This window comes from Vreelandella azerica (assembly GCF_013112225.1).
GTDB classification, from domain to species: Bacteria; Pseudomonadota; Gammaproteobacteria; order Pseudomonadales; family Halomonadaceae; genus Vreelandella; species Vreelandella azerica.
Window position 1 is genome coordinate 26,623 of sequence record NZ_JABFHI010000008.1, and the last position, 21,777, is coordinate 48,399.

Sequence of the window (21,777 nt, forward strand, 5' to 3'; positions counted from 1 at the left end):
CATCTCCACAAGGAGGAGAATCATGAGCAAGAAACGCAAACAATACAGCGCATCATTCAAGTCCAAAGTCGCTCTGGCCGCCATCAAGGGCGACCAGACCACATCCGAAATTGCTGCTCGTTTTCAGATCCACCCCACCATGGTCAGCACCTGGAAGCGCGACTTGCTGGAGAACGCTACCGACCTCTTCGAAGGCAAGAAGAAGGTCGGCAAGCAATCCGATGAGCCCAGCACAGACGAGCTGTACCGTGAGATTGGTCGACTGACGGTGGAACGCGATTTTTGTCGCGCAAGCTCGATCAGTAAGCCGCCAACAGCGGTTGGCAATGATCGAGCGTGGTCATCCCCAAATCAGTCTTTCACGCCAGTGCGAGCTGCTCAAGCTGAGCCGCTCATCGGTGTACTACGTCCCTCGTGAGCCATGTCAGGAGGATCTGGACCTGATGTATCTGATTGATCAGCAACACCTGGAAACGCCGTACTATGGCTCTCGCAAGATGCGTGCCCATTTGCAGCACCAGGGCTATCGGGTCAATCGGAAGCGGGTGCAGAGGCTGATGCGCACCATGGGCATTCAGGCGGTGTATCCACGCCCCAGAACCAGCATTCCGGGCGACGGGCACAAGGTTTATCCGTACCTGCTCAAAGGGCTGAAAATCGACCGCCCCAACCAGGTGTGGGCAACAGATATCAGCTATATTCCGCTGGCCCGGGGCTTCATGTATCTGGTCGCCATCATCGACTGGTACAGCCGCAAGGTGCTGTCCTGGCGGGTCTCCAACACCATGGACACAGACTTTTGTGTCGATGTCCTGGAGGAGGCTCTACAGCGCCATGGAGCGCCGGAGATCTTCAATACCGATCAGGGTGTCCAGTTCACCAGTGAGGCCTTCACAAACGTTCTCAAAGATCATGGCATCCGGATCAGCATGGACGGCAAGGGCTGCTACCATGACAATATATTCGTGGAACGGCTCTGGCGCAGCGTCAAATACGAGTGTGTTTACCTTGCCGCTTTCGAGGATGGACAACACTTGAAGCAGGCGCTCCACCGGTACTTCTGGCATTACAATCAGACCCGGTACCACCAAACCCTTGATTACCAAACGCCCGATGAGGTGTACTACGGGCAACCCATATCTCTGGCAGCCTGAGTCAGGGAAACAACCGGATTATAGCTTAGGGATACCATCAGGTTGTCCAACTGATTGGGTCCACCTCATATTTCCATCATGATCCTACCGGTATGCTTAGCGATTGCGCTGACCATAAAGGTCACCTCGCCAGGACCTATTCTATTCAAGCAGTACCGAGAAGGGTCGAATGGTCAGCGGTTTAGGGTCTATAAATTTCGTTCAATGCATGTTCACCAAGAAGACAGGTAGCGTCACCCAGGCAAGCAAGCATGATCCCAGGATTACTCGCGTAGGGTCATTTTTGAGGCGGACTTCGTTAGATGAGCTGCCGCAATTCTACAACGTACTCCAAGGTCGCATGTCTATTGTCGGCCCGCGCCCCCATGCTCTTGCGCATAATGAGCATTACAAAGAGCTAGTCGCGTCCTACATGCGCCGCCATAAAGTTAAGCCAGGTATCACTGGCTGGGCGCAGGTCAATGGCCTGCGAGGAGAAACGGATACACTGCAAAAAATGCAGCGGCGGGTAGAGTATGACCTTTGGTACATCGACAATTGGTCGCTTTGGTTGGATTTAAAGATCATCGTTTTAACTGTATTCAAAGGCTTTATTAATAAAAACGCCTATTAATTCTTGGACAACATTTAGTACTACAGCCGTAAATGAGTAAACTACTCTGCATGTGATTGATATACAGATAATCACGAGATGCAGATGCAGGAATTGGATCTCCTCATTTCAGCATTGATGGAAAATCTGGCTTCTCGATTAGGCTCGCTCTTTCCTCGTTCAGAAACGCGGGATCGTGCTATTCGCTATATCAAGGGGTTGTTCAGCCAGTGCGAACGTAAAAATGGTTGGCATCTTGCCGAATGATTCGGAGACACAACACCCGATGGGACCCAATACCAATAGGCAAGCGTAGCTATCCGTCAATAAGCGTTGCGAATTTCTGCCATACAGAGATTAGCCTGATCGGGTAACAGCTTGGTAAGGGATCTCTCCAGCCGGTTCAGGTTAGCGTCTTGCCAAGAACCTGCCGCGCGCAGACGGCAGCGGTCCAGGTCGATCAGCCAGGGCTGGTGGTCCGTATCCATCAGGATATTGCGCGCGTTCAGGTCGACATGATCCAGGCCGTGATCGTGGAAACGGCGAATCATCCGGCCCACGTCTCCCAGCCCCTCTTGGCGTTGCGCCCAGCTAATGGCGGGATGACATAGCCACTCTGCCAGGGCGCAGGCGCCTTTGATACGCTGGGTGATCAGGGCTGCGCGATAGGTCAGCCCGTGGCGAGTCACACAGGCGGCTATCGGGCGCGGTACGGGCAGACTGAGTTCAAAAAATGCGCATTCAGGCGCATTTCAGTAAAGGCACGGGTACGCTCCCGGCCTGTCCACAGATACTGGTCACGGTTTAGTTTAGCCATCAAGCCGCCACGCAGATAGCGGCGTAGCACCCACTCCTGATGCCCGCCGGGGTTCGGCTGAATGAATAGACTGTTGCCACGCCCGGGAGCCTCGCCGGTTATCTGGCCAAGCCGCTGCCAGTAAGCAGCGGTAAACAATGCTGACTGAACTTGGTGTGACCCTGCTACGTCACATAAACTGTCCGCATCGTATAAAATCAGATTTTTTCCTGCTGGAGTGTCGCTAAGCGCATGAAGCCCTCTTTGCCTGCTCAACCCAATCATATTGCTATTCTGCGTTTATCGGCACTAGGCGATATCTGCAATCTTGTTCCGACCGTCCGTGCTCTTCAGCGTCAGTGGCCTCAGGCGCGCATTACCTGGATTATTGGCAAGGCGGAGCACAGTTTACTGGCTGGGATGACAGGGGTCGAGTTTGTCGTCTATGACAAATCTACCGGCCTTGCCGGTATGCGCGCCTTGTGGCGTGAACTGTCAGATACCCGCTTTGATGTACTCTTGCATATGCAGCAGGCGATTCGTGCCAGTGTGCTGTCTCTAGGGTTAAAGGCAGGAGTGAGAATAGGGTACGACAAGGCGCGGGCCAAGGATTTTCAGCACTGGTTCACCCAGGTACAGCTGGCGCCCAGGCAATCGCCCCACGTGCTGGAATCCTTTATGGACTTTGCCCGGCGGCTAGGCGTAGAAGATGACCGCCTGGAATGGCAACTGCCTGTGCCGCCACAGGCCTATGAAGAAGCGCGCAGAATCAGCGCTGAAAAGCCGTATCTGGTCATCAACCCATGTAGTAACCCACGCCTGCGTAATTTCCGTAACTGGTCGGCGGAAGGCTATGCCAGTGTGATCGAGCATGTCTGGGTGCAGCATGGCCTGGTCAGCGTACTGACCGGTGGTGGCAGCGCTGGAGAAAAGGCCATGGGCGCACGGATTGAAGCCCTTTGCCAGCCTGAAAGCGTGATCAACGGGATTGGCGCTACCTCGCTAAAGGGCTTGCTGGCGCTGATCGAGGGCGCACGGGCAGCCATTGCCCCAGATACTGGCCCGGCTCATATGGCCAATGCGCTGGGCACACCGACACTCGGGCTCTACGCCACCACCAACCCTCAGCGGGCAGCGCCTTATCTATGGCGCGACTTTGCGGTGAATGCCTACCCAGAAGCGGTGCGTACTTATCTGCACAAAGATATCAGCGAGGTCAGCTGGGGACAGCGGGTACGCCATCAGGATGCCATGAACCTGATCAAGGCAGATACCGTCATCGCCAAGCTTGATGCCTTGCTGGCGCATACCGAATACCGCAACGCCAGCACCCGCTCATCCAGTGTAAAAGGAATGTCTGATGAAAGTTGACTTAACCGCCCTTGAGCGTGCCCGAGTTCTTGTCGTGGGGGATGTCATGCTGGATCGCTACTGGCATGGCGGCACCTCGCGTATCTCGCCCGAGGCGCCAGTGCCTGTGGTGCGCGTGGAAGACGCCGACGACCGGCCAGGTGGGGCAGCCAACGTGGCGCTGAACATTGCTGCCTTGGGAGCGCATGCAGCGCTCGCCGGGGTGGTGGGGCAGGATGATAATGCTGCGCTTTTGAAGGCACGCCTGGAAGCGTCTAATGTAAGTACTCACTTTCAGTACAGTGGCCAGGTGCCAACGATCACCAAGCTGCGGGTGATGAGCCGGAATCAGCAGCTGCTGCGCTTGGATTTCGAACAGCCGCTGGGCCAAGTGGATACTCAACCACTGCTGGAGAGCACTCGGGCAGAGCTTGCGGAGTGTGACGTACTGATTCTGTCTGATTACGGCAAAGGCACCCTCAATCAGGTTGAAAAGTTGATCCAGCTGTCCAGGCAGGCGGGTAAACGCGTGCTGATTGACCCCAAGGGCCAGGATTTTCGCAAGTATCGCGGCGCCAGTCTGATCACCCCTAATCTGGGCGAATTCGAGGCCGTTGTGGGCCGCTGTGATAACGATGAGCAGCTGGCTGAGCGCGGAGAAGCCTTGCGCGCTGAACTCGAACTGGAAGCCTTACTGATCACCCGCAGCGAGAAAGGCATGACCCTGATTCGTGAAGGCCATGCACCCCTGCATCTGGCCACGCGCGCTCAGGAAGTGTTCGACGTTACCGGTGCGGGAGATACCGTGATTGGGCTGATGGGGCTGGCCATTGCGGCGGGTTACGGCTTCCCCGAGGCCATGATGCTCGCCAACCTGGGTGCTGGTTTGGTGGTGGCCAAGCCGGGAACTGCAACACTGTCGATAGCCGAGCTGTACACGGCCCTGCATGGCGATAAGCTGGCTGAGTTCGGAGTGACCAACACCCTCACCCTGGCAGATGCCGTGAAAGCGGCGCAGGCGCGAGGGGAGCGCGTGGTGATGACCAATGGCTGCTTTGATATCCTGCACGCTGGGCATGTTGCCTATCTTGAGCAGGCCAAGCGTCTGGGTGATCGCTTGATCGTAGCGGTGAACGACGATGCTTCCATTAGCCGTTTAAAAGGGCCGCTGCGGCCAATCAACCCGCTGGAACGCCGTATGCAGGTGTTGGCAGGGCTGGGTGCCGTCGATTGGGTGGTACCCTTTAGTGACGATACGCCAGCGGCCCTGATTGAAACCATTCTGCCGGATGTATTGGTCAAGGGTGGCGATTACCAGCCGGATGAGATTGCCGGGGAGCTGCCGTGCGCGCCAGAGGCGGAAAGGTCAAAGTATTGGGCTTTGAAGACGGTGTTTCCACCACGGCAATGATTGCCACCATACTGGATCGTGAAGGGTGAGGATGGACTGGCCGCGTTTCGGTTATTCAGTCGCTCTGTATGCGCTGTCTCCGCTGATCTGGCAGCGGGTATGGCGTGAGCAAGTACCCACTTACCAGCGTTGGCAACGGCTTGGCATCGAGCCGTCAGCGCGTTCAGGGCAAGCCTATATCTGGCTGCACTGCGCTTCAGTGGGTGAAGTACGCGCCGCCCAGCCGCTTATCAAGGCGCTACTGGCGCATTATCCGCGCCATCACCTGTTGCTAACTACCATGACCGCTAGTGGCGCACAGCAGGTGCAAGTGCTCACTCACCTGTCATCGCGATTAATCCACCGCTTTATACCCCTGGACTTCCCCGGCAGCGCCAAACGCTTTGTACGCCACTGGCAGCCTGCGCTGGCCATCCTGTTTGAAACCGAGCTATGGCCCAATCTGATTGCCTGCTGCCATCAACATCACCTACCTGTTGCTGTGGTCAATGGTCGTCTGTCGCCGCGGGCATTCAGGCGTTACCTGCGAATTCGCCCGCTGATGACCAATACCTTACGCCGTATCAGTTGGTTGGCAGCCAAGTCTCAAGCCGATGCTGAACGTTTTGCGGCACTCGGCATGTCAGCTAATCGAACGCAGGTTGTCGGCTCGCTCAAGTTTGAAATTAGCCACAATAAAGGCGATGGTAACGATAGTAAGTGCTTACGTCGTGAGCTGGGTCTGGAGACCTGTAAACGCCCTGTCTGGGTAGCTGGCTCAACCCGGGAAGGAGAAGAAGCCGTGCTGCTTGCGGCCCATCGCAAGCTTGCTTGCTATCATCCTGAGGCGCTGTTGATACTCGCGCCGCGTCATCCGCAGCGCTTTGACGAGGTGGCAAAACTGTGTGAGAAAACGCAATGTACAACGGCGCGTCGAAGCCTGCAGCAGCCGGTGACAGCGCAGACCCAGGTGTACCTGGCAGATACCCTGGGTGAACTGGAGCAGCTCTACACTGTAGGGGATGTGGCCTTTGTGGGCGGTAGTCTGGTGCCTCTGGGCGGCCATAACGTGGTGGAACCGGCAAGCCTTGGGCGCTTTACCCTGTGTGGCCCGTCACTGGAGAATTTCGAGGATGTGGCCAAGCCCCTGCAAGCTGCCGGAGCGCTGGAAAGCGTGGCCGATGAGCAGGCGCTTGTGGCAGCACTGGTGGCTGCCTTTGATGACCTCGATGAGACGGCGCGCAAAGGTGCCCTGGGGCTGCAGGTTGTCGAACAGCAGCGCGGCGCGCTTGAGCGTACGCTGGCAGGTCTGGTTCAACTACTGCCAGCGAAGGCGGGGCAAGATCCGGATTAGCGCCGCGCAGTGCGTTCGACGCCTTTTGGCGTACCCAGCAACAGGATATCGGCGCCGCGGGCGGCAAACAGGCCATTGGTCACCACGCCAACAATATTGTTCAGGCGAGCTTCCATGGCTTCAGGGTCATCAATCATGAACTCATAGCAGTCGATGATCTGGTTGCCGTTATCCGTCACCACCCCTTCACGATAAACCGGCTCGGCGCCGAGTTTGACAAGCTCGCGGGCCACATAGGAACGCGCCATGGGAATCACTTCAATGGGCAGGGGGAATTCGCCCAATCGAGCTACAGATTTTGAGCCATCCGCAATGCAGATAAAGCGTTCAGCGCAGGCAGCGACGATCTTCTCCCGAGTCAAGGCAGCACCGCCGCCCTTGATCATATGTAAGTGAGCATTTACTTCGTCTGCGCCATCGATGTAAAAAGGTAGCGTGCCCACAGAGTTAAGTTCGAGTACATCAATTCCCTGCGCTTTCAGACGGCTGGCACTGGCATCAGAACTGGCAACAGCGCCCTGGAAGCGGTCCCCCAGTCGTCCCAGGCGGTCGATAAACAGGTTGGCCGTGGAACCAGTGCCAATGCCCAGCACGGTATCCTTTTCAAGCCACGGTTCGATTTCCTTGATAGCGGCATCTGCCACTGCTGCTTTGAGTTCATCCTGGGTCATGGTGAGCCTTTTGATGCAATAAAAACTGAAAATGGTTAGGGCCTGTTGAGTCAGCAGTATAATGGCTCAAACAGTCCTAGACGACACTGGCCAGAATCTGCTAACAATATCGGCTTTATCTTAAATCAGTCCGAAAAGCCGCCAACGAGATACTTCCATGCTTGAAGCTACAGTGAAAAAGATCCTTAACGCTCGCGTTTACGGCGCTGCGCGTGAAACGCCTATTTCTTCTGCGCCTCTTCTATCACGTCGCTTCAACAACAAGATTCTGATAAAACGCGAAGATTTGCAGCCGGTGAATTCTTTCAAGATTCGCGGCGCCTATAACAAGATGACCCAACTGACGGAAGAACAGAAGGCCAAGGGCGTGATTGCGGCGTCAGCGGGTAATCACGCCCAGGGGCTGGCCATGGCAGCCAAGCAGATGGGCGTCAAGGCGGTGATTGTCATGCCGCGCATTACCCCCGAGATCAAAGTACAGGCCGTGCGCGGCTGGGGCGCCAAGGTGGTGCTGAAAGGCGATGCCTTTGCCGCTGCCGCCGAGCATGCCCAGACGCTGATCGCCGAGCATGGGTATACCTATATTCCACCCTTTGACGATATTGATGTGATTGCGGGTCAGGGCACCATAGCGGTAGAAATGCTGCGCCAATATCCTGAACCGATTGATACCATTTTTGTTGCGGTGGGCGGCGGTGGCCTGCTGGCCGGAGTGCTGGCCTATGTCAAGTATCTGCGCCCCGAGATCAAGGTGATTGGCGTGGAGTCAGAGGACAGCGCCTGCCTCAAGGCTGCCATGGACGCCGGTGAGCGGGTGGTACTGGATCAGGTGGGGGTCTTTGCGGAAGGGGTGGCGGTTGCTCAGATCGGTGAAGTGCCCTTCAGCATCATCCAGGGGCTGGTGGATGATGTGATCACTGTCAATGCCGATGAAATGTGTGCCGCCGTGAAGGATATTTTTGAGGATACCCGTGCGGTTCCCGAGACATCCGGAGCGCTTTCCTTGGCAGGGTTGAAAAAATACGTGCAACAGACCGGGGTGGAAGGCCAGACCCTGATGTGTATCAACTGCGGGGCCAACATCAATTTTGATCGTCTCCAGCATATTGCCGAACGGGCTTCATTGGGTGAGCAGCGCGAAGCCATTCTGGCGGTGACCATTGATGAGCAGCCCGGCAGTTTCAAGAAGTTCTGCCGCACCCTTGGCAAGCGGATGGTGACGGAATTTGGTTATCGCTATTCGAATGCTAGTGAAGCGCATATCTTTGTGGGCGTGCAGGTCAAACCGGGAGGAGAAGACCGTCTAGCGGTTATCGAAAAACTGGAAGAGGCTGGTTATCAGGTGGAAGACCTGACCGACAACGAACTGGCCAAACTGCATACCCGTCATCTGGCAGGCGGGCGCCCCAGCGAGCATTTTGAAGAAGAACTTTATCGCTTTGAGTTTCCTGAGCGTCCGGGGGCGTTGATGAACTTCCTGACCAAGCTGCCCCATGACTGGAACATTTCACTGTTTCATTACCGCAATCACGGTGCGGCATATGGTCGCGTGCTGGTGGGTATGCAAGTGCCTAATGGCCACCGCAAAAATGTTGAAATGCACCTTGATGCGATTGGTTACCGCTATTGGAAGGAAAGCGACAATCCGGCTTATCGCCTGTTTATGGCCTAGCACGTCGTCCTAGTTTGAGTTGGCTGATTGTGGGATAGCCTTTCTCACCGTGCGAGTAAAGTTAATTGAAGTTAAATCTACGTTTGCTGGCATCCAGAGATTCAATTGGCCATTGATTGGGGGTGCCCATTGGCCATATAGTCAATGGACGATGTTATCCATTATTCATTGGTCGTCACCATTGGAGATAAATCAGCCAATATTTCCAGGCTTGGATCCTTTGGGCGCTCTTGAATAGTTAATTTTGCTATTACCAACATTCTTGGAGAAGGACAACATGCGCCGTAAAAAACCAGATACGATCATGGCATTATTTGTGATCTTTGTGCTGGGAGTCTTGGTTACCGGGTACGCGCAGGCGCTTTCCGGCAGCTAGCAGGCTTGATAAAGGCCGCATTCTTGTAGGGATGCTCCCTCTTTTGGAAACTTCACTGGCGCCCGTGTTGGCTATTGGCTGATACGGATACGTTCATTGGCATAAATGTCATTGGTGCGAAGAGGGGTTGGGCGTATAACACCTTGATCTGTCACAATCGCACTGAGCGGAATATCCCAGGGTTCAACGGGGAGTGAGTTAACTTCCTGGCAGGCATGGGCAACTCCCATCAAGCGTGGCGCAGGTCGACGGTGGCGAACAAATGCCAGGGTGCGATCATAATAACCTCCGCCCATTCCCATCCGGTTGGCCTTAGCATCAAAGCCGACTAACGGCACCAGCATGGTATCCAGCGCCCAAGGGGGTAAGCGATTGCGCCTGTGAGCACTGAATTGGGCTGCGGGTTCCCAAATGCGATAACGGTTCTTCACCATAGGGGTGTCTGGCCGGTAAGCAACAAACCACAGCGTATTGTCTGCCAATGGGCGCAAGACAGGCAGGTAGACCTTAACCCCACGCCGATATAGCCAGGGCAGCAAGGGAGTGGGGTCGATTTCACCGTTGAGCGGTAAATACAGGCTGATACGCCGAGCGCGCTGGATTTCCGGCAGCTTTTTTAGCTGCGCGCACAGTTTTCGGGCGGCGAGCTGTTGAGCCTGCATGGAAAGGTTTCGCCGGCGGCGCTTGAGTTCGCGGCGCAGGGAGGTTTTATCTTTACCTGCTGCCAGGAGGGTGCCATTGGGCTCTTGAGCAAGCGTTGGCGAGGCAAGGGTTACATCATACGTCATCTTAAGGTTCCCCAGAGTGCCGCTGTCGTTCTGGCCCTGAACCCAAAGGTTCAGGTGGGTGGCCGCAGCCAGCCCATCAGGCTTTCCGTCACGCGGACATGCACACAGGACTGGCTAGCATTTGGCCCCCTAGGTATTGCGCATAGGCTCAAGGGACGTAAACGACTGGCGAACACCCCAGGGAACGCAACCATCCTAACAGAGCCGCTTCGGATACCAAAGATGCGCTGTGAATTTTGCGAAACCTTTAAGCAATAATTTGCTGGCTCAAACGCTTGGGAGCGACCCGCTGTTGCTGTCATGATGGCTTGTTGGTGCCATTGGCTGGCTCACGACTTTTTGTTAGCGCAGTTTCCAGGCGCTCACTCAGGCGAGTGATATCAGCCTCGTAATGGCGCTGGGCGTCCTTGGTTTCCAACAGCTCATTGGTAATGTTGAGCGCAGCCATGATGGCAACGCGTTCGGTACCCAGCACGCTGCTTTGCGCCTGAATGCCCTGCATGGCACGGTCAAGGTAGCGGGCGACCCGCTCAAGTTTCTGCTCTTCACCCGGATCACAGGCAATGGTGTAGTGTCGCCCTAGCAGGGTGATATCCGTGGTTGGACGCTTGGCGTCACTCATTGAAAGCTCCGGCGCGGGCCTGCGTGGGCCCGATGCGTTAATATCACCGCATGGAAACATGCGTACAGCCTCAACTATAAGGAGCCACTGTTGCAGGGTCAATCGACGCCGCCAGTAAGATTCGCCGACGCGATTGTTGCAGTAGTGTCACGCTCAATTTTCACACACCCCAACACCTGATGGATTCTGTTATGTCCCTGATCGATGAACGCCACGAATTTTCTGATATTGCCGATGTGTTTCTGCTGCATGGCAGCATGCAGTCGCCCGCTTTTCTAGACGGGCGCTTGTGTGGGCTATTGGCGCTTCGGGATATTTCAGCGTCGGCATGGTTGGAAGAGGTATGCCTGAGTCTGGGCGTTGAACAGCCGGCTGACACCAGCAGCGGTGAACGCCTGCTGGGTTGGCGCAAGCAGACGCTGGAGGCTTTGAGCGCCAGCGATCTCAACTACACCCCCTTGCTGCCGGATGAGCTTTTTCACTGGCTGAGCAGGCGCAAGGCCTCAAGGACTGGGTGCAAGGTTTTAACGAAGTCATTGACGACGTGGTAGATGATGAAACACGTAAGCGCTGGTCCCAGGCCTTGTGCGAGGCCCTTGATGATATGCCAGCCATTGCGGGGATCGAGGCCGATATTGATGATAGCCCCGAAAATGAAAACGATCTGTTTGCGCTGACCGAGCACGTGCGTATGACGGCAATGTTGTTGTATACCGAACAGCACCCCGGCCAGCCGCAGGTTGAACAGGCCGATGCGCCCACCCATTAGACTGGGGTTTCAGGTTGCTGGAAATATGCAAGGTATTGAAAAGCTGACGTGACTGGAGACGCTATGCAGCCCGATTTGATGTTATCGCCCGCCCCGATTGCGCCACAGGTTTATCAGGCGCGCCGTGCTCGATTGATGCACAAGCTGCCAAGCCATTCGGCAGCCCTGATCCCGGGGGCCTCCCTGGTAACCCGCTCCCGCGACAGTGAATACCCGTTCCGCCAGGATAGTGATTTCTATTACCTGACCGGGATCACTGAGCCCGACGCCCTCCTGGTGTTACTGCCTGATGGCAGCGATCAGGGCGGGCAGTGCGTGGTGTTCTGTCAGGATCGTGACCCCACCATGGAAGCCTGGACGGGGCGTCGCCTGGGGGCTGAAGGCGTTATGCGAGAGCATGCTGTTGAGCTGGCGTTTGAAAATGCCGAGCGCGAGGAGCAGCTCAAGACCTTGCTCAGTGGCTGTGAGATGCTCTATATCCCCCTCTCGCATCCAGAAGCCCGAGGCTTGGCTGACGACGCCTATCAGCAGGCGCAGGCCGCTCAGCGGCGTGGTCACCCGACGCTGCAGGGTTGGCTGGATATTGCGCCCTTGATTCATGATATGCGGCTGATCAAGGGAGATGAAGAGCTCGCCTTGTTACGCCATGCGGCCGCCATCTCGGCGCGGGCTCATTGCCGTGTCATGCGGACAGCCGCACCTGGGCTACATGAATACCACCTGCAGGCTGAGCTGGAGCATGAGTTTGTCTGGCAGGGCGGCAGCGGCCCTGCCTACAGCACCATTGTGGGCAGCGGTGCAAACGCCTGTGTTCTGCACTACATTGAAAATTCTGCCCTGCTCAAGGCAGGTGAGCTGGTGCTGATAGACGCTGGCGCTGAATATGCCCTCTATGCTGGTGATATCACCCGAACCTTCCCCGTCTCAGGTGTGTTTAGCGCACCCCAGCGGGCGCTTTACAGCCTTGTTCTCGAAGCCCAGAAGAATGCCGTTGCGGCTGTTTGCCCCGGTGCAACGCTTCATGAGATCCATCAAGGTGTGGTGCGCGACCTGACACAAGGGTTAATAGCGCTTGGGCTGCTGAAAGGTGAGCTTGATGAGTGCATCAAGAATGAAAGCTATCGGCGTTTTTACCTGCATTCCACCTCCCACTGGCTGGGTCTGGATGTTCATGATGTGGGCGCTTACCGCCTGGATCCTGAAACCTCTTGCCCTTTAGAGCCGGGCATGGTGATTACCGTTGAACCAGGGCTTTATATACCGGATGACGAAGATATTCCGGCTGACTACCGTAGCATCGGTATCCGTATCGAAGATGATGTCGTGGTGACCGCCGAAGGCCACGAGGTAATTACCTCTGATGTACCCAAAGAGATTGCAGATATTGAGGCCCTTATGGCTGATAAATAACCGCTTTTGGTTAGTTGTTTTATTTATTATGTAATTTACATTACGAAATAAATAACTGATTTTTATTATTTTATGTCTGTTTCTGAGCCTTTCAACTTAGGTTATGTGCTGAGGCTTTATATTGAGGCTTTTATACTAAGAGGGCGCAACGATGGCGATGTCCGAGCAAGCAGTCACTCACGATATTGTGATCATAGGAGGAGGCCTGGTGGGCGCCAGCCTGGGCTGTGCGCTGGCACCGCTGATCACGCAATATGGGTTACGCGTGGCGGTGATTGAAGCCACCGCCTTGCCGGAGGCTGCTGAACCGCCTGTCTGGCAGCCCAGTTTTGATGCCCGAGCCAGCGCGATTGCTGAGGGTTCCGCACAGCGCTTTCGTCGCCTGGGCGTGTGGGAGGCGATGCAACAGGAAGCCTCGCCCATCCGGCGGATTCATATCAGTGAGCGGGGGCGAATGGGGGCAACACGCCTGAATGCGCAAGACGTTGGCGTTGAGGCGCTGGGGCATGTCATCCCGAATGCCTGGATGGGGCGTGTTTTACACCACGAACTAAGCGGCTTGCCGCTTGAATGGCATTGCCCAGCGCGCGTTGAACAATTGGCACCGGTGGCCGAGGGGCACCACCTGACCCTATCGGATGGCAGTGAGCTGGTGGCGGGGCTGACGGTGCTGGCCGATGGGGGCGTTCAGGGCTCAAGGAACAACTGGGTATTCCCAGTGCGCAGACGTCCTATCAACAGACGGCCCTGATTACCCATGTGGGCGTCAGCCAGCCTCATCAAGGCATTGCCTATGAGCGTTTCACAACGGATGGCCCCATTGCATTACTGCCTTTACCGGGCAATGCCATGGAACTGGTGTGGACACACCCCAGCGGGGATGAAAAGGCCAGGTTAGCGCTGAGCGACAGTAATTTTCTCGCCCAGCTGCAAAAGGCCTTTGGTGACCGCGCTGGGCGTTTCACCCGGGTGGGCAACCGCCATGTCTATCCGCTCAAACTGACTACCGCAGATGAGCCGGTGCGGCCCGGCCTGGTGGTGTTAGGTAATGCGGCCCATGCGCTGCACCCGGTGGCAGGTCAGGGCTTTAATCTGGCATTGCGAGGCGTGATGGATCTTGTTGATACGCTGGCTCAAGCGCTGGCGCAGGGCAATGTTGAGAAAGGCGATAATCACTTGAACGCAGCGGCTACCCTGGGGGCGATGGAGACGCTGGCCCGATTCGAACAGCGCCGCGAGCGTGACCGTGCTAACGTTATCCGTTTCAGCGATGGCTTGGTAAGGCTGTTTGGGCTCGATTGGCCGCTATTGGGCCATGCCCGCGCGGCGGGGTTGATCGGCCTGAACCTAGCGGGCCCACTGCGTCGCAGTCTGGCTCGCCGGGCAATGGGCGTGGAGCGTTGAGCGAGTAGTGGTCAGGACAAGCGGTTTTCAGAAATAGCGGCCAGAAATCTACAGCCAGAGGGTGTCGAGTCAATGCAATCAGCAAATCAACAGACAGCGGCGTTTGATGTGGTGGTAGTCGGTGCAGGCATGGTGGGCACCAGTTTGAGCGCTCTGCTGGGTAACGCCGGCATGCGGGTCGGGCTGATAGAAACCAGGCCAGCGCCGCTGATGCCATCAGAGCGAGGTGCTGATACACCGCCAACGCCTCGGGTCAGTGCATTGACGCCTGTCTCTCAGCGTCTGCTGACCCACCTTCAGGCGTGGCCTGGCATGCAGGCTGATCGTGTGACGCCTTATTCATTCATGCATGTCTGGGACGGCGAGGGCAGTGGTGATATTCATTTTTCAGCCGATGAAGCCGGAGTGGCAGTGCTTGGGCATATTGTTGAAAACGATGTCACCCTGGCAGCACTGAATCAGCAGTTGGTCAACCACCCCAAGGTGACGCGCTTTAATGGCGTCACGGTTGAGGCCTTGCAGACTGGGGCCAGGCAGCGCTATCTGGCGCTTAATGATGGACGTCAGTTACAAGCGCCTCTGGTGGTGGCAGCCGACGGGGCGCGTTCACTGTTAAGAGAGATGGCAGAAATCGAGGTACGCGAAGAAGATATGGGGCACACCTCAGTGGTGACCACGGTGCGCTGTGAAAAGCCCCACGGTAATACCGCCCGGCAGGTCTTTGTGGATGGCCAGCCGCTGGCTTTTCTACCCTTGACGGTAAAGGGTGATGATCATTATTGCTCGATTGTCTGGTCCGTTGAGCCATCCAGAGCCGAACAGCTGTGTGGTTTATCCCGTGATGCATTGGGGAAGGCGCTGGCGGCTGCCCTTGAGCATCGCCTGGGCCAGGTCGAGGTGTGTGATCAGGCGCATGGTTTTCCGTTGATCCAACGTCATGCCCGCCATTACGTTTTAGCGAACTTTGCATTGGTCGGTGATGCGGCGCACAGCATTCACCCGTTAGCCGGGCAGGGGGTTAACCTTGGCCTGATGGATGCCGCGGTATTGGCAGAAGAGGTCATCAACGCCTGGCAGCGCGGCGCCGCTTGGGGAGATGAGCGCATCCTGAGCCGTTATGAGCGCCGCCGCCGTGCAGACAACACGGCCATGTTGGCGCTGATGAAAGGCTTCAAGACATTGTTTGGTTCGCGCCATCCGGCTCTGATGCTGGCACGTAATATGGGGATGAGCGGTGTGAATCGCCTGGCCCCTCTGAAGCGCGCCGTCATGCATCAGGCAACAGGCGAGCGGGGTCGCCTGCCCGCCAGCTGCCGCTGACGCTTTTATCAACGTCGGCGGCGATCCACCACATTCAGGGCTTTAAGCAGATTAAGCGCTTCGCTTAACTGGTAGTCATCGCGCAGACGCTGCGATACAGCTTGGCGTTCAGGAGCTTCATTTTGTGATTGCAGGTGCCCGTCAAGATCAGCTTCGCGAATCTGACGGCGGCTTTCGGCGACTTCCAGTCGGCCGCGCACTACCTCCACACATCTGGGCTGATCCCCTGGGCTTGAATCGAACGGCCATTAGGCGTGTAGTAAAGTGCCGTGGTCAGCTTCAGGCCTTCGCCATTACCCAATGGCATAATCTGCTGCACCGAGCCTTTACCAAAGCTGTCGGTGCCCATGATGATGCCGCGACGCTGGTCCTGCACGGCACCCGCAACGATTTCTGCCGCTGAGGCGCTGCCGCTGTTGATCAGTACCACCAGCGGCATCTCTGCAGCTGGAGTATTGGCAGTCGCTGAAAAGGACATCTGCGTATTGGACAGGCGCCCTTCGGTATAGACGATCAGGCCGTCTTCCAGAAAAATGTCGGCAATATCAACGGCGCTTTGCAGGATGCCGCCTGGATTATTACGTAAATCCAGCACCAGGCCTTCAAGGGCTTGATCATCAGCCATGCGCTCTAGTGCCCGACGTGCCTGCTGGGCAGTACGCGACTGGAACTGGCTGATTCGCAGGTAGCCGTAACCGGGTTCAAGCAGCTCATGTTTGACGCTTTCGCTGCGAATGACTTCCCGGGTCAGAGTGACATCCCTTGGGGTCTCCTCGCCGGGGCGCAGAATACCAAGGGTCAGTTCGCTGCCCGGCTCGCCGCGCATCAGGCTGACGGCTTCCTGCAGCGACATACTGTCTGTCGGGGCGCTGTCGATGCTGATGATCAGATCCCGTGACATCAGTTCTGCCCGCGATGCAGGGGTGTCATCCACCGGGGTGATAATGGTCAACTGGCCGTTCTCCATGCCGACCTCAATGCCGATACCGCCAAATTCACCCTGTGTTGACTCTCTCAGGCTGGTGAACTCGTCCTCATCCAGGTAGGCCGAGTGCGGATCCAGTTCGCTGAGCATACCGCGCATGGCATTGCGTAACAGGGTGCGATCATCAACGTCTTCCACATAAGCGCGCTTGATGCGTTCAAACACTTCAGCAAAAGTCTTGATTTCTTCAAGGGGAAGGTCGTCAAACTGACTTTCTGCATCAGGGCTAACGACATCAGGCGACTGTGCTGCCGCTATGACAGGAGTCGTCAGCAGAGCAACGGGTATAAGTACAGCCAGTGCCCGCTTGACGGGGGCTCTTAGCACCTCAACTGATAGCGTCATGATGACTCCGCAAAGCGTTAGGCAGTTTTGCTGCCGGATGAATGTTGGCTAACCATGGCGTCAGTGCAGCAGACAACACATTAGCTGTCCCAGCTTATCCCGTCAGCGCCGCGCAATCCATTGCTCTGGGTTGGTGGGTTCGCCGCGTCGGCGAACTTCAAAATAAAGCCCTGCCCGAGATTGCCCGCCAGTGTCACCCACTCGGCCTATCTCATCACCACGTTGTACAGATTGGCCAGGACTGATGCTAAAGCGCTGCAGGTGGGCATAGAGCGTCATCATATGGTCACCGTGATCAATGATCAGCAGATTGCCAAACCCACGCATCCAGTCAGCAAAGACCACTCGCCCTTGATGCACGGCAGTGACCGGGGTGCCAGCACTGGCCTGAATCATGATGCCCTCACGGTGAACGCCGGTATCCTGATGAAAGCCGTGTTGCAGGCTGCCTTTCACTGGCCAGGGCAGTGTGCCCTGAGTCTGGCTGAAGCGTGTGCTGGGTGAAGGCTTGGAAAGACGCACCATTTCCTCGCGAATGCGTTGCAGCGTTTTACGCGCCTCTTTCTGGTCGGCTTCAAGTGCCGCAAGTCGCTGTTCTTCCGTTTGATGACGGGCATCCAGTCGGCTGACCAGCTGCTGTCGCTGAGCGGTACGGTCGGCAAGCTGTTTGCGCTGTTCTTCGAGTTGGCTGGTCAATTCGTCCAGACGGGTCTGGTGGCTCTGCAACTGGGTGGCAGAACTGGCCAGACTAGCATCCAGTTCGGCAATAGCCGCCATACGCCGCTGTCGTGCCTGGCCAAGACGGTTCAGGTAAGCCTGCATGCGATCCAGCTGTGCCGGGTCTTCCTGGTTAAGTAGCAGTTTGATCTGCAGCGTTGGCCCCAGCCGATGAAGCGCGATGAGCTGTTCACTCAGCGCTTCCGTCTGCTGATGGCGTTCCTGCTGTAGCTGCTCACGCTGTTGACGTAGCTGGTCGGCCTTGTCGTCAAGCGCCTTTCGCTCGCTTTGCAGCGTATCCAGGCGCTGGTGAGTGTCGGCAAGCTCGGTTTCAATTGCCTGAAGCTCGCGGCTGGCCTTGTCGCGCTCCGAGCCTGTGGCGATCAAGCGATTAGCAACGGCTTCAATTTTCTGACCAATACTTTCCAGCAGCCGTTGAGCACCGGATTCGCTTTCTTCCTGCCCCAGGGCTGGTGTTACCAGCCCTATGCAGCATATAAAACCCAGTGCGATAAAACACTTCATGGCGATCTCTCAGTCTAGGGAGATCAGCGGGGTTCCCGTCATGGCGTCGGGTACAGGCTGATCCATCAGCGTAAGCAGGGTAGGGGCGAGGTCACAAAGCCGTCCGTCGCTCAGTGTTCCTGGGCGCTCACCCACATAGACAAGCGGCACAACAAAGGTGGTATGGGCCGTTTGCGGCTCGCCGGTTTGCGGGTGAACCATCTGTTCGGCATTGCCGTGATCAGCGGTGATCAGGCAGGCGCCATGGGCGCGCTCAATCGCCTCAACCACTCGGCCAACACATTCATCCACCGTTTCAATGGCCTTGACGGCAGCCTCAAAATCACCGGTATGACCCACCATATCGCCATTGGCATAGTTGCAGACAATCAGGTCAAAACGGTTGTTATCAATGGCATCGACCAGCTTGTCGGTAATTTCCCGGGCGCTCATTTCGGGCTTTTCGTCGTAGGTGCGAACATCCTGCGGGGAGGGCAGCAAAATGCGCGTTTCACCATTGAATTCATCTTCCCGGCCGCCGGAGAAAAAGAAGGTAACGTGTGGGTATTTTTCTGTTTCAGCAATACGCAGCTGGGTCAGCCCACGTTTGGCGACCACTTCGCCCAGCGTATCGCTGAGGTCCGTTGGCGGGAACGCCGTAGGGGCGGGAATATCAGCGGCGTAGCGCGTCATCATTACCAGGCCGTCGCCTGCCAGTCGTGGGCAGTTGCGGCGCTCAAAACCGCTAAAGTCCGGCTCGGCGAAGGCGCGGGTCAGCTCACGTGCACGGTCGGCACGGAAGTTGGCAAAAATGGCCGCATCACCGTTTTGCAGCGTTACCGCCTGATGGTTATTGACAATGCGCGTCGCTGATACAAATTCGTCAGTTTCTCCACGCGCATAAGCCTCCTGCAGAGCCTCTTCGGCACTCGCTGCCGTAAAGTCGGCACGCCCTTCGGTCAGCAGTTCATAGGCCTGGCTGACGCGCTCCCAGCGATTGTCACGATCCATGGCATAAAAACGCCCAATCACAGAGGCTACAAAGCCATTATCTGCGCCAACCAGTTCTGCCAGACGCGTATTCGCGCGTTCAATGGAGGGGCGTGCACTTTCCGGTGGCATATCGCGGCCATCCAGAAAAGCATGGATATAAATCTGTTTGGCTCCACGTCGTGCGGCGAGTTCGGCCAGGGCCAGAAAGTGGTCTTCGTGGCTGTGGACACCGCCCGGTGACAGCAGCCCGATCAGGTGAACGGGGCGCTGGTTGGCCACGGCGGCGTCAATCGGCTGAGTAAGCACCGGGTTGTTATCCAGATCACCGTCTTCAATAGCTTTGGTAATGCGAGTGAAGTCCTGATAAACAATGCGTCCGGCACCCAGGTTCATATGGCCGACTTCCGAGTTGCCCATCTGGCCGTCAGGCAACCCGACATGGCGACCATCAGTATGTACGAAAGCGTGGGGGCGCTGAGACCATAGCGCATCCATGACAGGTGTATTGGCGCTGGCGACAGCGTTATGTTGGGCATCAGGATTGTGGCCGTAGCCATCCAGGATAATCAGCGCAACTGGGCGCGGTGTACTTGTTGTGTCCATTAAAGCCTCTTTATTGCCGAATGCAGATCGGTTCGGGGTCGCGACTCACCGACTCTTCGGGCATCATAGCGCAGGCCGTGTGGGTTCGTCATGATATCGGCCTGCGCGCAACCGTATGTGGCGTGTATACTGTGGCGTTTAAACGGCGGCAGTGCCGCTTTATTTCCGCATTGACCAAGAGATTTTGCACGCGATGATCGATCAGCTGTTCGAATTCGTACAAAACCATCCATTGCTGGTGGGCGCCTTTCTGCTCGTGCTGACCGCCTGGCTTATCTATGAAACGCGTAACGCTGCTACCAGCGGTGTGACGTCTACCCAGGCGACCCAGCTTATCAACCGTGAAGATGCGGTGGTGCTTGATCTGCGCGAAAGCAAGGATTACAAGGCCGGCCATATCGCAGGTGCGCTTAATATTCCGCAAAGCAACCTTGATAACCGCATGAACGAACTGGAAAAGCATAAAAGCAAACCGGTAATCATAGTATGCAAACATGGCCAGAGCTCAGGCGCTGTTCAGGCGAAACTGGCCAAAGCCGGGTTTGAGCGTGCGGTAAAACTCAAGGGCGGCATGATGCAATGGCAGGCTGATAGCCTACCCATGGTGAAAAAATAACCATTTGATCTAAATTGAATCCAAGGAGTCTCCAATGGCAGAAGACAACAACACCAATCCGGCAGCCGGCGCGCAGGCTGAAGACAAGCCGCAGCTGAAATTTTCGCTGCAGCGCATTTATGTCAAGGATATCTCGTTTGAAGCGCCTAATTCGCCCGAGGTGTTCAAGCAGCCGTTCAAGCCCAAGGTCAATCTTGATCTGAACACTACCAGCAATCAGGTGGCTGAAGATCAGTTTGAAGTGGTCGTCAAGGTCACTGCACGGGTCGATGATAACGAAAGCGGCACAACCTCTTTTCTGGTAGAAGTCGAGCAGGCTGGCCTGTTTCGTATTTCTGGTATTGAAGGTGCTCAGCTGGATCAGACCCTGGGCGCGTTCTGCCCGAATCTGCTGTTCCCCTATGCGCGCGAATGTGTCGACAGCCTGGTTAACCGTGGTGGTTTCCCGCCGCTGATGCTGGCGCCGGTCAACTTCGAGGCCATGTATGCCCAGCGCAAGCAGCGTGAAGCCCAGCAGGCAGAAGGCACCCAAGCCTGATCAGCATGAACAGCGTTGAATGGTCTGCAGAATATGCCAGGGTGCCACGCATCCATGTGCCGACGCCTCTGGTTGAAGGGGCAACGCTGACTCTGCCGGAAGGTCCGGCGCGCCACCTCACCCGTGTGTTGCGTATGCTGCCGGGGGCGCCGCTGGTGATCTTTGACGGTAACGGCCAGGAGGCCGGTGTGCGTCTGGCAGAAGTGACACGCAAGCAGGTTACGGTAAGCGTAGAAGCCTTATGGCCCGGGCAAGGTGAGTCGCCGCTGATGATTCATCTTGGCCAGGCGGTCTCCAAGGGCGACCGTATGGACTACGCTATTCAGAAGGCTGTTGAGTTAGGCGTGAGTTGTATCACGCCGATCTATACGCAACGCACCGAGGTGCGTCTGAAAGGCGAACGGGAAGCACGCAAGCATGCTCATTGGCAGGCCGTTGCGGCCAGCGCCAGTGAGCAGTGCGGGCGCGCCGTAGTCCCTAGTGTGCATCCTCCCCAAGCGCTTGCGACCTGGCTTGAACAGCGTGATGAAACCCTGCGGCTGATGCTGCATCTGGCCACCGGGAATCCTTTTCAGTGTGCTGAAGCGCCTGCCAGTGTCGCCTTGTTGATTGGTCCGGAAGGTGGCTTGGCGGAGGATGACCTCAAGGCAGCTGAAAATGCCGACTTCACCCCATTGACGCTGGGACCACGCGTTTTGCGCACTGAAACCGCCCCTGTTGTTGCTTTGTCGCTGCTTCAATATCATTTCGGTGATTTTCAGCCCTGATATCGGGCAGACAGGCGCCGCTTTTCTTCTCTTTATTCTCA

General features: G+C 56.4%; 17 protein-coding genes, 1 other RNA gene and 5 pseudogenes. 14 read left to right on the plus strand and 9 right to left on the minus strand.

What is annotated here, in order from left to right; translation table 11 throughout:
- Positions 1–22: 22 nt before the first annotated feature.
- The 3 genes and pseudogenes from HLB35_RS14860 to HLB35_RS14870 all read left to right on the plus strand — a co-directional run bounded on the left by HLB35_RS14860 (position 23) and on the right by HLB35_RS14870 (position 2,013).
- A protein-coding gene (locus HLB35_RS14860) for an IS3 family transposase (protein ID WP_422822424.1) occupies positions 23–1,154 on the plus strand; the annotation gives its coding sequence in 2 pieces (ribosomal slippage) (positions 23–282 and positions 281–1,154; 1,134 coding nt in all).
- Between the two features lie 69 nt (positions 1,155–1,223).
- Positions 1,224–1,767, plus strand: a pseudogene (locus tag HLB35_RS14865) (exopolysaccharide biosynthesis polyprenyl glycosylphosphotransferase); the annotation flags it as partial.
- Positions 1,768–1,851: 84 nt separating this feature from the next.
- Positions 1,852–2,013, plus strand: coding sequence for a hypothetical protein (locus tag HLB35_RS14870; RefSeq protein WP_171703165.1), 162 nt, complete (start codon positions 1,852–1,854; stop codon positions 2,011–2,013).
- A gap of 56 nt (positions 2,014–2,069) precedes the next feature.
- On the opposite strand, the gene HLB35_RS18605 is transcribed toward HLB35_RS14870, so the two are convergent.
- Together HLB35_RS18605 and HLB35_RS18610 are read right to left on the minus strand one after the other, a co-directional pair.
- On the minus strand, positions 2,070–2,435 hold the full coding sequence (locus HLB35_RS18605) for a lipopolysaccharide kinase InaA family protein (protein ID WP_328732190.1): 366 nt from the start codon (positions 2,433–2,435) through the stop codon (positions 2,070–2,072).
- Between the two features lie 8 nt (positions 2,436–2,443).
- Positions 2,444–2,701, minus strand: a complete 258-nt coding sequence (locus HLB35_RS18610; protein WP_328732191.1) for a lipopolysaccharide kinase InaA family protein — start codon at positions 2,699–2,701, stop codon at positions 2,444–2,446.
- Between the two features lie 93 nt (positions 2,702–2,794).
- Between HLB35_RS18610 and HLB35_RS14880 the strand changes: the two genes are divergently transcribed.
- From HLB35_RS14880 to waaA, 3 genes and pseudogenes are all read left to right on the plus strand, one after another.
- The gene (locus tag HLB35_RS14880; RefSeq protein WP_171703177.1) at positions 2,795–3,913 is read left to right on the plus strand and encodes a glycosyltransferase family 9 protein; all 1,119 of its coding nucleotides are present in this window, start codon (positions 2,795–2,797) and stop codon (positions 3,911–3,913) included.
- A pseudogene (hldE, locus tag HLB35_RS14885) lies at positions 3,903–5,332 on the plus strand (bifunctional D-glycero-beta-D-manno-heptose-7-phosphate kinase/D-glycero-beta-D-manno-heptose 1-phosphate adenylyltransferase HldE). Before HLB35_RS14880 ends, hldE begins: the two are co-directional and overlap by 11 nt.
- A 2-nt stretch (positions 5,333–5,334) precedes the next feature.
- Positions 5,335–6,636 (plus strand): lipid IV(A) 3-deoxy-D-manno-octulosonic acid transferase, encoded by a 1,302-nt coding sequence (waaA, locus tag HLB35_RS14890; RefSeq protein ID WP_171703179.1) that lies wholly within the window; start codon positions 5,335–5,337, stop codon positions 6,634–6,636.
- On the opposite strand, the gene rpiA is transcribed toward waaA, so the two are convergent.
- Positions 6,633–7,307 (minus strand): ribose-5-phosphate isomerase RpiA, encoded by a 675-nt coding sequence (rpiA, locus tag HLB35_RS14895; protein WP_171703180.1) that lies wholly within the window; start codon positions 7,305–7,307, stop codon positions 6,633–6,635. The genes waaA and rpiA overlap by 4 nt on opposite strands.
- A 124-nt stretch (positions 7,308–7,431) precedes the next feature.
- On the opposite strand from rpiA, the gene ilvA reads away from it, so the two are divergent.
- Positions 7,432–8,979 carry a threonine ammonia-lyase, biosynthetic gene (gene ilvA / locus HLB35_RS14900; RefSeq protein WP_328732210.1) on the plus strand — a complete coding sequence of 516 codons (1,548 nt, stop codon included), beginning with the start codon at positions 7,432–7,434 and terminating at the stop codon, positions 8,977–8,979.
- A 447-nt stretch (positions 8,980–9,426) separates the two neighbouring features.
- On the opposite strand, the gene HLB35_RS14905 is transcribed toward ilvA, so the two are convergent.
- The 3 genes from HLB35_RS14905 to HLB35_RS14915 form a co-directional block, all read right to left on the minus strand.
- Entirely contained in the window at positions 9,427–10,143 is a 717-nt protein-coding gene (locus HLB35_RS14905; RefSeq protein WP_171703182.1) for a 5-formyltetrahydrofolate cyclo-ligase, read from the minus strand.
- 4 nt (positions 10,144–10,147) lie between these two features.
- A non-coding RNA gene (gene ssrS / locus HLB35_RS14910) (6S RNA) lies at positions 10,148–10,330 on the minus strand.
- 111 nt (positions 10,331–10,441) lie between these two features.
- Positions 10,442–10,765, minus strand: coding sequence for a cell division protein ZapA (locus HLB35_RS14915; protein ID WP_171703183.1), 324 nt, complete (start codon positions 10,763–10,765; stop codon positions 10,442–10,444).
- A gap of 191 nt (positions 10,766–10,956) precedes the next feature.
- Between HLB35_RS14915 and HLB35_RS14920 the strand changes: the two are divergent.
- From HLB35_RS14920 to HLB35_RS14935, 4 genes and pseudogenes are all read left to right on the plus strand, one after another.
- A pseudogene (locus tag HLB35_RS14920) lies at positions 10,957–11,534 on the plus strand (UPF0149 family protein).
- A 63-nt stretch (positions 11,535–11,597) separates the two neighbouring features.
- A complete protein-coding gene (gene pepP, locus HLB35_RS14925; RefSeq protein WP_171703184.1) occupies positions 11,598–12,944 on the plus strand; it encodes a Xaa-Pro aminopeptidase in 1,347 nt (448 codons plus the stop codon).
- 157 nt (positions 12,945–13,101) lie between these two features.
- Positions 13,102–14,348: pseudogene (gene ubiH / locus HLB35_RS14930) on the plus strand (2-octaprenyl-6-methoxyphenyl hydroxylase).
- 72 nt (positions 14,349–14,420) lie between these two features.
- Complete coding sequence (locus HLB35_RS14935; RefSeq protein WP_171703185.1) at positions 14,421–15,668, plus strand: UbiH/UbiF/VisC/COQ6 family ubiquinone biosynthesis hydroxylase; 1,248 nt, start codon at positions 14,421–14,423, stop codon at positions 15,666–15,668.
- 8 nt (positions 15,669–15,676) lie between these two features.
- On the opposite strand, the pseudogene HLB35_RS14940 reads toward HLB35_RS14935, so the two are convergent.
- From HLB35_RS14940 to gpmI, 3 genes and pseudogenes are all read right to left on the minus strand, one after another.
- Positions 15,677–16,998: pseudogene (locus HLB35_RS14940) on the minus strand (S41 family peptidase).
- A 102-nt stretch (positions 16,999–17,100) separates the two neighbouring features.
- The gene (locus HLB35_RS14945) at positions 17,101–18,240 is read right to left on the minus strand and encodes a murein hydrolase activator EnvC family protein (RefSeq protein ID WP_171703186.1); all 1,140 of its coding nucleotides are present in this window, start codon (positions 18,238–18,240) and stop codon (positions 17,101–17,103) included.
- Positions 18,241–18,249: 9 nt separating this feature from the next.
- The gene (gene gpmI / locus HLB35_RS14950) at positions 18,250–19,815 is read right to left on the minus strand and encodes a 2,3-bisphosphoglycerate-independent phosphoglycerate mutase (RefSeq protein ID WP_171703187.1); all 1,566 of its coding nucleotides are present in this window, start codon (positions 19,813–19,815) and stop codon (positions 18,250–18,252) included.
- A gap of 193 nt (positions 19,816–20,008) precedes the next feature.
- Here gpmI and HLB35_RS14955 point away from each other — a divergent pair, with 193 nt between their 5' ends.
- From HLB35_RS14955 to HLB35_RS14965, 3 genes are read left to right on the plus strand one after another with little or no spacing between them, the layout of a single operon-like run.
- Positions 20,009–20,431, plus strand: a complete 423-nt coding sequence (locus tag HLB35_RS14955) for a rhodanese-like domain-containing protein (RefSeq protein ID WP_171703188.1) — start codon at positions 20,009–20,011, stop codon at positions 20,429–20,431.
- A 34-nt stretch (positions 20,432–20,465) separates the two neighbouring features.
- Complete coding sequence (gene secB, locus HLB35_RS14960; protein WP_171703189.1) at positions 20,466–20,969, plus strand: protein-export chaperone SecB; 504 nt, start codon at positions 20,466–20,468, stop codon at positions 20,967–20,969.
- Positions 20,970–20,974: 5 nt separating this feature from the next.
- Positions 20,975–21,736, plus strand: coding sequence for a 16S rRNA (uracil(1498)-N(3))-methyltransferase (locus tag HLB35_RS14965; protein WP_171703190.1), 762 nt, complete (start codon positions 20,975–20,977; stop codon positions 21,734–21,736).
- The last annotated feature ends 41 nt before the right edge of the window (positions 21,737–21,777 follow it).

Coding starts and splice junctions, on each gene's coding strand:
- HLB35_RS14905 (WP_171703182.1), bottom strand. CDS start 10,143: ATGACGTATGATGTAACCCTTGCCTCGCCAACGCTTGCTCAAGAGCCC.
- pepP (WP_171703184.1), top strand. CDS start 11,598: ATGCAGCCCGATTTGATGTTATCGCCCGCCCCGATTGCGCCACAGGTT.
- HLB35_RS14965 (WP_171703190.1), top strand. CDS start 20,975: ATGAACAGCGTTGAATGGTCTGCAGAATATGCCAGGGTGCCACGCATC.
- HLB35_RS14870 (WP_171703165.1), top strand. CDS start 1,852: ATGCAGGAATTGGATCTCCTCATTTCAGCATTGATGGAAAATCTGGCT.
- HLB35_RS14945 (WP_171703186.1), bottom strand. CDS start 18,240: ATGAAGTGTTTTATCGCACTGGGTTTTATATGCTGCATAGGGCTGGTA.
- HLB35_RS14880 (WP_171703177.1), top strand. CDS start 2,795: ATGAAGCCCTCTTTGCCTGCTCAACCCAATCATATTGCTATTCTGCGT.
- HLB35_RS14915 (WP_171703183.1), bottom strand. CDS start 10,765: ATGAGTGACGCCAAGCGTCCAACCACGGATATCACCCTGCTAGGGCGA.
- gpmI (WP_171703187.1), bottom strand. CDS start 19,815: ATGGACACAACAAGTACACCGCGCCCAGTTGCGCTGATTATCCTGGAT.
- secB (WP_171703189.1), top strand. CDS start 20,466: ATGGCAGAAGACAACAACACCAATCCGGCAGCCGGCGCGCAGGCTGAA.
- waaA (WP_171703179.1), top strand. CDS start 5,335: ATGGACTGGCCGCGTTTCGGTTATTCAGTCGCTCTGTATGCGCTGTCT.
- rpiA (WP_171703180.1), bottom strand. CDS start 7,307: ATGACCCAGGATGAACTCAAAGCAGCAGTGGCAGATGCCGCTATCAAG.
- HLB35_RS14955 (WP_171703188.1), top strand. CDS start 20,009: ATGATCGATCAGCTGTTCGAATTCGTACAAAACCATCCATTGCTGGTG.
- HLB35_RS14935 (WP_171703185.1), top strand. CDS start 14,421: ATGCAATCAGCAAATCAACAGACAGCGGCGTTTGATGTGGTGGTAGTC.